Below are 11,409 nucleotides of genomic sequence, written 5' to 3'. Positions count from 1 at the left end.
ATGTCCGTTGGTGCCTGGCACCGACGGACATTCTCGGCGCGGGTACGGTCAGGTCATGGCAACACCGTCGCCCCGGGCTGATCGACAACTCGTCCATCGCAGCTTCGTGAGCTACATCGACAAGTCGCGGGAGTACTACCGAGCGCAGGGTTTCGAACAGGCCTATCGCTGGGCGGCGTTCGACGAGGTCGCATTCACCGCGTCGACGAAAGCGCTCGCAGAGTCGAACGTGGCCGTCGTGACGACGTCGTTCCTGCATCACCATGACTCGGCGTTCGGAGCCCCGGCCACCGACAAAGAGGTGTACCACCATCCCGTCGACGAGGTCCCCGAGCGGATGTTCACCGACGACCTGTCGTGGGACAAGCAGGAAACCCACACCGACGACACCGAGTCGTTCCTGCCCGTCGCTGCGTTGCGAGACCTGGCGAAGGATGGCGTGATCGCATCGCTGAACCATCGCTTCTTCGGGGTCCCCACGGAGTACAGCCAGCGCAAGACCGGGCTGGATGCCGACCAGATCGCCACGTGGTGCGCCGAGGACGGCGTCGACATCGCGCTCCTCGTCCCGCTTTGACCGGTCTGTCACCAGACCGTGAGTCTGGTTGCACGCCGTCTGGAGGAATCGGGGATCGCCACCGTCGTCGTCGGGAGCGCGCGCGACATCGTCGAGGAAGCAGGTGTCGCCCGTTTCGTCTTCGTCGACTTCCCACTCGGCAATCCGTGCGGCAAGCCGGGAGACCGGAAGATGCAACGCGAGGTCGTCTCGCTCGCCCTCGACGTGGTCGCCACTGCGATCGCCCCCCGAACGACCGTGCAGGCTCCGTTCCGATGGGGGAACGAAGAGTGGCGGGACAACTACATGGCGGTCAGTGACGAGAACCGTGAAGCGTTGCGTGTCGCGGGCGAGCGCCGACGGGCGCATCAGGCCGCATCGCGCTGACCGGGGAAGGCGTCTTTCCGTTCTCGGAATTCATCGCGGCACGGTGGGCGTCGCGGACGCAACGACTAGACAGTGGGGAATGAGTGCCCCCGAGGTCATGGCCGGATGCGAACCGTTCTCTCACGAAGGCTCACGCTCCACCGGAGTGCTCGTCCTTCACGGCTTCACCGGCAACCCGTCGTCGATGACCAACCAGGCACGAGCCTTCGCCGATGCCGGTCTGCACGTCGAGCAGCCGCGACTCCCCGGGCACGGGACGACGTTGGCCGACATGCAGACCACCGACTGGTCCGACTGGTCGGAAGCGGCCGGGGCGGCCTACGACCGGCTCGCCGAGCGGGTCGAGCAGATCGTGGTCATCGGCTTGAGCATGGGAGGCACGCTCACGCTGTGGACGGGACTCCAGCGGCTCGGTGATGATCGGCTCAAGGGTCTGATCTGCGTGAACGCCGCCACGACGCCGCATGACCCCGAGGTCGTGGAGATGGTCGAGGGCCTGCTCGAGGACGGAGTCGAGGTGTCGCCGGCGATCGGGTCGGACATCGCCGATCCCGACGTCGACGAGATCGCCTACGAGGGGACGCCGTTGAAGCAGCTCCTGTCGTTGACGAACGACGGGCTCGCACCCATCGCCGACCGCTATGGCGAACTCACCGTGCCGATTCTGATCTTCTCGTCGACCGACGATCACGTCGTGCCGCCCGACAACAGCGCGCACCTCCGTGACACGGCGGGCGGTGAGGTCGAGTTCGTCACGCTGGAACGCAGCTTCCATGTCGCGACGCAGGACTTCGACCGCGACCTGATCACCGAACGCAGCCTCGCATTCATCGAGCGGACGACCCGTTGAGCACGCTCGCGACCATCCCGAGTCCGTCGTTCAACTCGATCGACATCGGTCCGCTCAGCCTGAACATCTACGGCCTCGCGATCGCCCTCGGTGTCGTCGCTGCGGTCTGGTTGTTCGGGCGTCGCCTCGAGCAACGTCACGCCGGGACCGCCGACGACGCGAGCGCGATCGCCATCTGGGCGGTGCTCGCCGGCGTGGTGGGAGCCCGCCTCTATCACGTCGCCACCGATTGGGATCGCTTCGTCGGGAACTACGGCGACATCCCGAAACTCTGGACGGGTGGCCTGGGGATTCCCGGCGGACTGCTGCTCGGGATCCCGGTCGGGCTGTACATGGCGCACCGTCGCGGGATTCCGCTGTCGATCGCAGCGACGTGTGCCGCTCCGGCGATCCCGCTCGCCCAGGCGATCGGGCGATGGGGCAACTACTTCAACCAGGAGCTGTACGGGCGGGCGACCGACCTGCCCTGGGCGCTCGAGATCGACGCCGACCATCTCGTCGAGAACCCGGCGACCGGCGAGATGTTCGCGGTCGGCACGACATTCCACCCGACGTTCCTCTACGAATCGCTGTGGAGCCTGGCGACGGTCGCGGTGCTCCTGTACATCGACCGCCGCTGGCGCCCGACCGGTGGCTCGCTCATGGGGCTGTACCTCGTGGCGTACGGCATCGGCCGGTTCTGGGTGGAAGGGCTGCGTGTCGATCCCGCCGACGACGTCGGCCCGTTCCGCTGGAACCAGTGGGTCGCACTCGGCATGGTCGTCGGCGGTCTCGCATTGTTCCTGATCCTGCGTCGTCACCCCGACCCACCCCCGAATCCCGCGTTGGTCGACGCAGACGACGAGTCCCACGATGGCGTCGACGGTGTCGAGCGCGACTCCGAGCCGGACGACGCGACCGGTCCGACTGCGACCGACGAGCCGAGCCCGGGACACGACCGGCCCGACGACGAGCACGAAGCTTCGGAACTCGACGCCGACGACGCCCGCTGAGCCCGAGGCGGTGAGCGAACCGTCACGGGGGCGTGGTTTCGCTCACCGCGGCGAATCCGTGAGCAGATCGGATCGTCAGTACGACAGGCCGCGGTAGCGGACCGGCCGCTCGTCGAGCTCTTCCCGGTAGTGGGCGGCGAACCCGGCCAGACGGGCGATGGCGAACAGCGGGCAACCCGGCGGGAGGTCCATGACGTACGTCAGTGCACCCAGTGCGAGATCGACATTCGGTGGTTGGGCGATGTAGCTCCCGGCTCGGGTGCGCAGCTCCGACACGACGCGCAACCGGTCGAGCGGATCGGGGAGCCGAGCGACCCGGTCGAGGAGCAGATCGAAGCGGGGATCGTGTCGGCGATAGATGGTGTGTCCGAATCCGGGGACACGACGGTGTTCGGTGCGGTGGCGGTCGAGCACCTGATCGACGCCCTCGACGCGGCAGTCGTCCAGGAGTCGGTGGACGTGGTGCGACGCCGACCCGTGGAGGTCTCCGTCGAGAGTTGCGAGTCCGGCGATCATCGCGGCAGCGGGAGACGAGCGAACGGAGGCAGCGACCCGCACGGCGAGGGTGCTCGTCGCGAGTTCGTGATCGGCGAGCACCACCAGTGTCGTGTTGATGGCGGCGGTCACCTCGGGAGCGGGATCCTGAACCCACGCTGCGGTGAGTCGCGCCGCGTAGCCGAGGGTCGGGTCTGCCCGCCCGCCGAGCGCGACAGGGATCGCACCCAGCACGCGCGCCGCGGCATCGAAGGGATCGTCGGGAAGGTCGAGGGAGGCGACGAGCGAGACGAGGTCCATCATCGGCGAGCTCGCGGGACGGTCGTCGGTCGACTCGGCGGGGGTGATGCGGTCGCATTCGACTGGCGCGAGACGGACGTCGGGCCGTCTCCAGAGAAGTCCGCAGACCTGCTCGAACGGGAGATCGACGAGATCCTCGACCGGCGTGTCCCGGAAACGGAGACCGTCCTCGTTCAGCTGCGTCACCGAGCTGGCGATGCGGACGTCGATCGTCGGGGGCGGTGGTTGCGGCCGGCGGTTCTGCTCCCGCAACCGTTCGAGTTCGGCGAGGTCGAACAGTGACGACCGGCCGTCGGCTCCCAGCTTCCGGGTCACCCGTCCGCGGCTGACGTAGGAGTAGAGCGTGGCGGTCGACACGCCGAGTTGGCGGGCGGCCTCAGGCGCCCGGACATAGGTGGTCATGCGCCCACCCTCGCGCTGGACACTCCCCAGATCAACGTTGATCGATCAATGTCGATCAATCGACCCCGCGGCGAATCGGTCAGGCGTCGGGAGTCAGGGCTGCATGCATTGCGTGCGTGGCGGTCACCAGTGCGTCCGATTGCTCGGTGGACAGGGCGGCGAACGCTGGCTCGAGGATCGTGTTCGTGAGGTCCTCGGCGGCGGCCATCAGGTCGTCGGCGTTCTCGGGAAGTTCGGGAGGTGTCTCCCAGCCGAAGATCGCCACGTCATCGGGCCGTTTGATCGCATGCGCCTGGGAGTCGCTGAGCCCACTCGCGACCACAGCGACGAGATGCGCGCTCCCACGCAGTTCGCGGAGCACGGCGGCCTTCTGCATGGAGCGGGCTGGCACGTCGTCGGAACACTCGAGCTGCGACGTCCCGGCGAAGAGCGGGAGCGCTGCCACCGGAGCGTGCTCGATCACCACATCGGCCGCCTCGACGTAGGCGTCCAATCCGTCGATGTCGGCGAAGAGCTCGGCACCGCGCCGGCCGCACTCGTGCCAGTAGGCCTCGGCAGCGACCGGAGGGGACACCCGCTCGCGGTACTTCGTCCATGTCGGACCGAGGGTGTCGGGATTGAAGTAGCCGAATGCCGCCGACACGACCGCAGCCGGGACGTCGCCGAGCGCGCCTCCGCGGCCGAGCACGTACGCAGGAAACGCGCTCAGGCCGATCTCCTTGAGCGCCGCGACGGTCGCCGGGTGGAAGTAGAAGTGCGCACCGATGTCTCCCGTCGGAGCGGCGATGGCGGTCAGGGTGTCACGGGCGGTCATCGCGCCATCGTTCCAGATCGAGGGCGTTACGTTACGGGTCAGACCCGCCACGTAACGGTTAGCGTGCTCGGCGTGTCTGACCGAATCACCACTGCGGACGTGAGCAAGGTGGCCAGCTTGGCCCGGCTCACCCTGTCCGACGACGAACTGGCCCAGGCGACGACCGAACTCGGCGCCATGCTCGATCATTTCGCCGAGATCGATGCGCTCGACCTCGACGGTGTCGAGCCGATGAGCAACCCGACGCATCTGGTCAATGTGATGCGTGACGACGTCGTCGGCGACTGCCTCGACCGTGACGAGGTGCTCGCTGCCGCCCCGGTCGCGCAGGAGGAACGCTTCCGCGTGCCGCCGATCATCGGGCTGGACGATTGAGCGTGGTGGACACGACCACAGCCATCGAGATCGCCGACGCCGTCCGGTCGGGCACGCTGACCGCCGCCGACGTGGTCGAGTCGTACCTGGCCGAGATCGACGCCCGCGAGACCGACATCCACGCGTTCAACCTGGTGCTGGCCGATGTGGCGCGGGAGCGCGCGGCCGACGTCGATGCCCAGGTCGCGGCCGGTGCCGACCCGGGGCCGCTGGCCGGCGTGCCGGTCGCGCTGAAGGACAACCTCTGCACCCGGGGGATCCCGACGACCTGCTCGTCCAAGATCCTCGGTGATTGGAAGCCGCCCTACGACGCGACGGTCGTGACCCGACTGCGCGACGCCGGAGCGATCGTCGTCGGCAAGACGAACCTCGACGAGTTCGCGATGGGTTCGAGCACCGAGAATTCGGCGTTCGGCCCGACCCGCAACCCGCGTGACACCAGCCGGGTCCCCGGAGGATCATCGGGCGGTTCGGCCGCAGCGGTCGCCGCCGGGTTCGCCCCGTTGAGCCTCGGTTCCGACACGGGCGGCTCGATCCGCCAACCGGCCGCGTTGTGCGGAACCGTCGGGGTGAAACCGACCTACGGAGCGGTCAGCCGACTGGGCCTGATCGCCTTCGGGTCCAGCCTCGACCAGATCGGTCCGTTCGCCACGACCGTCGAAGACGCCGCGCTCGCACTCGAAGTCATCTCGGGTCATGACCCGTCCGACTCGACGAGCATCGAACAGCCGTCGCTCGACCTCCGCGTCGCCCTGGACCAAGGCGTCGACGGCCTGCGGATCGGACGGATCACCGATCTCCCCAGCGGCGCCAGCCCGGACGTCGAGGCCCGCCTCGACGCCGCGTTCGACGCACTCGCCGCGGCCGGAGCGAAGATCGTCGATGTCGAGGTTCCGGCGTTCGGCTACGGGCTGACGGCGTACTACCTGATCGCGCCGGCGGAGGCGTCCAGCAACCTCGCCCGCTTCGACGGCGTCCGGTTCGGCAGCCGGGTCAATGCTCCCGACACGAACCAGATGTACATGGCCACCCGCACCGAGGGCTTCGGCGACGAGGTCAAGCGCCGGATCATGTTGGGCACGTATGCGCTCTCGGCTGGCTACTACGACGCCTACTACGGCCGGGCCCAGAAGGTCCGTCGACTGATCGCACGCGACTTCGCCACCGCCTATGCGGACGTCGATGTGCTGCTGACACCGGCATCGCCGACTGTCGCGTTCGAGATCGGTGACAAAGCGTCCGATCCCCTGGCGATGTACCTGTGCGACACGTACACGATCCCGTCGAATCTGTCCGGCGACCCCGGCATGAGCGTGCCGTTCGGGACCGGCGACGGCGGGATGCCGATCGGCGTCCAAGTCCTCGCCCCGGCGCTGGAGGACGCGACGATGTTCCGTGCTGCTGCCGAGCTCGAACGCGCTGCCGACGGAGGTGCGTCATGACCATCGCCTACGTCAACGACGACGACTTCGCACCGTCGAACGCAGACCACGAGCGGTGGACCCACAACGGCTGGGAGATGGTCGTCGGCCTCGAAGTCCATGTCGAGCTCGCGACGGCGACGAAGCTGTTCTCGGCGTCACCGAACCGTTTCGGCGACGAACCGAACACGAACATCGATCCGGTCACGCTGGGCCTGCCAGGAGCGCTTCCCGTCCTCAACCGGCACGCTGTCGAACTCGCGATGCGGCTCGGGTTGGCGCTCAACTGCCGGATCCAGAAGTCGACGTTCGCCCGCAAGAACTACTTCTATCCGGACATGCCGAAGGCGTATCAGATCAGCCAGTACGAGGATCCGATCACCGCCGATGGCTGGCTCGATCTGCCCGACGGCTTCCGTGTGGGGATCGAACGCGGTCACCTGGAGGAGGACACCGGCAAATCGACCCACGTGGGTGGAGCCGGCGGCCGGATCCACGGCTCGGACTACTCGCTCATCGACTTCAACCGCGCCGGTGTGCCGCTCGTCGAGGTCGTCAGTCGGCCCGACATCCGACATCCGGACCAGGCCAAGGCGTACGCGTCCGAGCTTCGGGCCATCCTCGTCGCGATCGGCGCGTCCGACGCGAAGATGGAGGAGGGTTCGATGCGCGTCGATGCGAACGTCAGCGTGCGCAAACCGGGTGCCGACTTCAACACGCGCTGCGAGATCAAGAACGTCAACTCCGTCCGCTCGCTCGGTCGTGCGATCGAGTACGAGGCGAAGCGCCAGATCGCGCTGCACGAGGCGGGCGAACCGGTCGTTCAACAGACCCGACACTGGGACGAGAACGACGGAAAGACGCACACGCTGCGGTCGAAGGAGGACGCCGACGACTACCGGTACTTCCCGGAACCCGACCTCGTCGTGGTCGACCCGGAGCCCGAGTGGATCGATCGAGTCCGCGCTGCGCTTCCCGTGTTGCCGGCGGCTCGACGGATCGCGCTCGCCGAGGCGACGGGCCAGTCGGTCGACTCCGAACCGGTCCTCCTCGTCGTGGAGCGGGACCAGGACCGGTATGTACTCGACGCGGGTGTCGCTGGCGGCGACGTCGCCCTCGCGTTGAAACACGTGAAGGAAGCGCCCGACACCAGCGCGACCGTCCCGGTCGACCGACTCGCGAAGCTCACGACGATGGAGTCCGACGGGACGATCACCGCGACGCAGGCGAAGACGGTGCTGGAGGCAATGGTCGCCGGCGAGCACGAGGCAGACCCGGAGAAGATCGCCGCAGCACTGGGCTTCGAGGCGATGGACACGTCCGAACTCGAGCAGATGGTGGACGCGGCGATCGCCGAGCAGCCCGACGCGTGGGAGAAGTTCTGTGCCGGCGAGGGCAAGGCGATGGGAGCGCTCGTCGGCGCCGTGATGAAGGCGTCGAAGGGCCAAGCCGACGGGAAGGCCGTGACCGCCCTCCTCCAGCAGAAGAAGCCCTGACTCCGAGACATCTACAAGCGGAGGATCTGGTCGGCGCGTTCGAAGGCGACGGCGCGGTGCGACACCGCGATGACGGTCATTCCGGCGTCGGCGAGGTTCGACCACAACCGCACTTCGGTCTCGACGTCGAGTGCGCTCGACAGATCGTCGAGCACGACGAGTTCGGGTTCGTGGACGAGCGCGCGGGCCGTCGCCAGGCGCTGACGTTGCCCACCTGACAGGCGGAGGCCACGCGGACCGATCATCGTGTCGATGCCGTCGGCCATCTCGTCGATGTCGGTGTCCACTGCGGCCAGCCGGAGCGCGGTCGCCAACCGTGCGGACGTCGTCTCACCCAAGGCGATGTTGTCGGCCACGCTGTCGGAGATCAGTTGCGGCACTTGCGACAGGAACGCTGCGTTCGGGGGAACGAGGAACGCGCTGCGGTCGTCGATCTCCTCGCCGTTCCAGCGAACCGAACCGGAGACCTCGGCCTGCCAAGCCAGACCGAGGATCGCCCGGAGCAGCGTGCTCTTGCCCGAGCCGACCGCGCCCGTGATCACGACGAAGTCGCCTCGCCGCACGGTGATCGAGAAGTTGCTGACCACCGGATGCTCCCCGAACGACACCGAGAGATCGCGGACCTCGAACACCTCGAGCGGCACGCGCTCGGGCCGGACGCCGATGGGGCGGACCGCTCCGTCGCCGGGGTCGATCGGGAGGTCGCGATCGCGCACGGTGTTCCGAGCCGATTCGCCGGCCACCAGCATCCGCATCCGGTCGAAGGCGACTCCGGCCTGTTTGCGACGCGCGAGGACTCGACCGACCATCTTGGGAAGGAACGACAACCAGCCCAGGTAAGCGGTGAACAGCGCGAGTGTTCCGAGGTCGAAGGATCCGGAAGCGATCGCACCGGCACTGACGAGGAGGACGAGTCCGAGGCCGATGTCGGCCGCTCCCTGGCCGAAGGCGTTCACCCCTTCCTCGAGCACGCGGTCCCGGACCGCCGTTCGTCGACGCCGCTCGACCAACACCGCCAAGCGCCGCAGCAGGGGATCGGCCGCGTCGTTCACCTTGACCGTCGTGGCCGCGGCCATCACGTCGCCGAGCAGACCGGTGACCTCCTCGGTCGCGGCCCGGTCGGCCGCTCGGTACTCCTTGATTCGTGTGTCGAGTACCCGTGTGGCCACCGCGACGCCGATCAACGGGAGCGCCAGGACTGCGGCCGCTCGCGCATCCGCGGTACCGAGAGCGATGCCGGCGACCAGGGTGAAGACCAGACCACCGGACACGTCCACCATGCCGTCCACGAAGTTCGCGACGTCCTCGGTGTCGTCGCGGAAGTGGGTGATCGCCGAGCCTGCTGATCCGACCGGTTGGCCGGCGTGGATGCCGCCGCTGGCCATCTGAGCGCTGAGCATGTTCGCCCGGAGCAGCGTCTGCATGTGGATCCACGCTTTGGTCCAGATCAACGCGCCGTGATGTACGGCGGTCATCCGGATGGTCTCGCTGACGGCGATTCCGCCTGCCCACCACACCGTCGCGGTCGTGTCGCCCGACTCGAGAGCGGCGTAGCCGCGCGCGAGCAGGAAACCGGTCACGGCCGGCATCGTGAAGAAGACGACGAACAACAGCCATCCGACCCAGAACTCGCGGGGTCGATGCTGGGATGTCCGCCATGCCAGAGCCCAGACGTTGGGCACGCCGGGCCCCGTCGCGTGCGGTCGATCGCCGGGCCGACGCTCGTTGGATTCGGCGCGCACGCTGTGATCCGGGATCTCCAGGTCGATCGTCACGAGGTCACCTCCGATTCGACCGTGGCGCCGGCCGCGTCGACGCCGTTGCGTTGGTCGCGTTCGAGGGCCAACGCGAGCAGGGCTGCGAAGCGGCTGTCGTCGTCTCCGACGAGATCGGCGCGGTCGCCGTGCTCCACGATCGACCCGTGCTCGAACACGATGATCTCGTCCACCGCATGCAACGTCGAGAGCCGGTGAGCGATGACGAGCGTCGTGCGTCCTTGGATCAACTCGGCGACGGCCTGTTCGAGACGTTGCTCGGTTTCCGGGTCGACGCGTGCCGTCGCCTCGTCCAACACGACGATGTCCGGGTCGCGCAACCACACCCGCGCGAGCGCAAGCAGCTGAGCTTCGCCAGCGGACAAACCGGTTCCTCCCGCTCCGAGTTCGCGCTCGATCCCGCCGTCGGCCAGGGAGTTCAGGCCGACCCGTCGCAGCGCGCTGACGACGTCGTCGTCGCTGGGGACGTCGTCGAAGAGCGTGACGTTGTCACGGACGCTCCCGGCGAACAGCTCCACCTCCTGTGGCACGAGCGCAACCCGCCGCCGGAGCTCCACGAGCGAGATGTCCTGGATCGGAACACCGCCGAGCTCCACCGTGCCGTGCGACGGTTCGACCAGTCGGAGCACCAGGCGCGAGAACGAGGTCTTTCCGCTTCCGGTTCGTCCGACGATCCCGACCGACCGCCCCGCGTCGATGTGCAGGTCGACGTCGCGCACCACGGGTCGGTCGTCGCCGTAGTCGAACGAGACCTCGCGGGCGGTGATCGACAGCGGTCCCGGCTCCGGGCTCGTCGTTCCCTCGTCCATGATCCGTGGCTCGATCGCCAGCAGGTCGAGGACGCGCACCATCGCTCCATTCGCCTTCTGGACGGTCTCGAGTTCGTGCACGACTTCTTCCAGCGGCCTGGCGACGAGGAGCACGTATTGGAACAACAGGAACGCGGTGCCGAGCGTGATCGTGTTCGCACCGACGAGGACCGCGCCGAGGACGAGCGCAATGATCCAGCCGAACGCGACCGCGCCCTGAACGAGCCACCACATGATCAGGAAGGCCCGCTCGCGCCGGACGGCGCTGCTGAGAGCGTCCTCGCTGTCCTCGACGAGCCGCCACGCGACATGGTCGGCAGCACCGTTCGCGCGCAGATCCTCGCCGGCCGTGAGGCGTTCCTCGATGCCGCCGTACAACCGCCCGAGCGCACCCATCTCGTCGGACGACTCGTCCACCGCACGGTGGCGCGTCCGCACCACGACCGTGAACGCGAGGCCGAGGTAGACGATCATCCCGAGGCCGAGTCGCCAGTCGAGCACGCTGAGCACGACGACGATTCCCGTGACGAGCATGATCGCTCCGGCGGCCTTCGTGACCACTTGGCTCAGGAAGTCGGACACCGAGGTGATGTCGCCGTCGACGCGTTGGATCAGTTCGCCCGGGGTGTGCGTGCGGTGGAACTCGTGGTCGAGTCCGAGCACGTGACTGGTCATGCGGAGTCGAAGATCGTTCGTCGTCCGCCACGCCGCGACGGTGGCCAACCACGCCACGACGA

The 11,409-nt window shown here is 67.8% G+C and carries 11 protein-coding genes; 7 read left to right on the top strand and 4 right to left on the bottom strand.

Annotated features, from left to right (window positions below):
• Positions 1–55 precede the first annotated feature (55 nt).
• The 4 genes from ON45_RS21540 (at position 56) to lgt (ending at position 2,785) form a co-directional block, all read left to right on the top strand.
• Complete coding sequence (locus ON45_RS21540) at positions 56–577, top strand: glycine/sarcosine/betaine reductase selenoprotein B family protein (RefSeq protein WP_051063022.1); 522 nt, start codon at positions 56–58, stop codon at positions 575–577.
• 18 nt (positions 578–595) lie between these two features.
• A complete protein-coding gene (locus ON45_RS21535; RefSeq protein WP_051063021.1) occupies positions 596–943 on the top strand; it encodes a hypothetical protein in 348 nt (115 codons plus the stop codon).
• 79 nt (positions 944–1,022) lie between these two features.
• Positions 1,023–1,793: an alpha/beta hydrolase gene (locus ON45_RS13110; protein ID WP_040494438.1), complete on the top strand. Its 771-nt coding sequence runs from the start codon at positions 1,023–1,025 to the stop codon at positions 1,791–1,793.
• Positions 1,790–2,785 (top strand): prolipoprotein diacylglyceryl transferase, encoded by a 996-nt coding sequence (gene lgt, locus ON45_RS13105; RefSeq protein ID WP_051063020.1) that lies wholly within the window; start codon positions 1,790–1,792, stop codon positions 2,783–2,785. Before ON45_RS13110 ends, lgt begins: the two co-directional genes overlap by 4 nt.
• Positions 2,786–2,860: 75 nt before the next feature.
• Here the strand turns inward: lgt and ON45_RS13100 are convergent, their stop codons facing one another.
• On the bottom strand, positions 2,861–3,982 hold the full coding sequence (locus tag ON45_RS13100; protein ID WP_040494437.1) for a citrate/2-methylcitrate synthase: 1,122 nt from the start codon (positions 3,980–3,982) through the stop codon (positions 2,861–2,863).
• 79 nt (positions 3,983–4,061) lie between these two features.
• Complete coding sequence (locus ON45_RS23670) at positions 4,062–4,796, bottom strand: SCO6745 family protein (protein ID WP_051063019.1); 735 nt, start codon at positions 4,794–4,796, stop codon at positions 4,062–4,064.
• A gap of 72 nt (positions 4,797–4,868) precedes the next feature.
• On the opposite strand from ON45_RS23670, the gene gatC reads away from it, so the two are divergent.
• From gatC to gatB, 3 genes are all read left to right on the top strand, one after another.
• Complete coding sequence (gene gatC, locus ON45_RS23665) at positions 4,869–5,171, top strand: Asp-tRNA(Asn)/Glu-tRNA(Gln) amidotransferase subunit GatC (protein WP_040494441.1); 303 nt, start codon at positions 4,869–4,871, stop codon at positions 5,169–5,171.
• A gap of 5 nt (positions 5,172–5,176) precedes the next feature.
• A complete protein-coding gene (gene gatA / locus ON45_RS13085) occupies positions 5,177–6,613 on the top strand; it encodes an Asp-tRNA(Asn)/Glu-tRNA(Gln) amidotransferase subunit GatA (protein ID WP_085946547.1) in 1,437 nt (478 codons plus the stop codon).
• Between the two features lie 77 nt (positions 6,614–6,690).
• Entirely contained in the window at positions 6,691–8,088 is a 1,398-nt protein-coding gene (gatB, locus tag ON45_RS13080) for an Asp-tRNA(Asn)/Glu-tRNA(Gln) amidotransferase subunit GatB (RefSeq protein ID WP_373281590.1), read from the top strand.
• An 11-nt stretch (positions 8,089–8,099) separates the two neighbouring features.
• Here the strand turns inward: gatB and ON45_RS13075 are convergent, their stop codons facing one another.
• Both ON45_RS13075 and ON45_RS13070 read right to left on the bottom strand, forming a co-directional pair.
• Positions 8,100–9,863, bottom strand: coding sequence for an ATP-binding cassette domain-containing protein (locus ON45_RS13075; protein WP_051063017.1), 1,764 nt, complete (start codon positions 9,861–9,863; stop codon positions 8,100–8,102).
• Positions 9,860–11,409: ABC transporter ATP-binding protein (locus tag ON45_RS13070; RefSeq protein WP_051063016.1), on the bottom strand; the 1,550-nt coding region annotated here is incomplete at its 5' end. The genes ON45_RS13075 and ON45_RS13070, both read right to left, overlap by 4 nt.

This window comes from Ilumatobacter nonamiensis YM16-303, assembly GCF_000350145.1.
Lineage (GTDB): Bacteria > Actinomycetota > Acidimicrobiia > Acidimicrobiales > Ilumatobacteraceae > Ilumatobacter_A > Ilumatobacter_A nonamiensis.
Note: the sequence above shows the minus strand (reverse complement) of the source record. Positions and strands in the feature narration are given on the sequence as shown.

Bases quoted from the DNA above. Each gene is read 5' to 3' on its own strand.
- ON45_RS23670 (WP_051063019.1), bottom strand. From the start codon at position 4,796: ATGACCGCCCGTGACACCCTGACCGCCATCGCCGCTCCGACGGGAGAC.
- ON45_RS21540 (WP_051063022.1), top strand. From the start codon at position 56: ATGGCAACACCGTCGCCCCGGGCTGATCGACAACTCGTCCATCGCAGC.
- gatB (WP_373281590.1), top strand. From the start codon at position 6,691: ATGGTCGTCGGCCTCGAAGTCCATGTCGAGCTCGCGACGGCGACGAAG.
- ON45_RS13100 (WP_040494437.1), bottom strand. From the start codon at position 3,982: ATGACCACCTATGTCCGGGCGCCTGAGGCCGCCCGCCAACTCGGCGTG.
- ON45_RS13110 (WP_040494438.1), top strand. From the start codon at position 1,023: ATGAGTGCCCCCGAGGTCATGGCCGGATGCGAACCGTTCTCTCACGAA.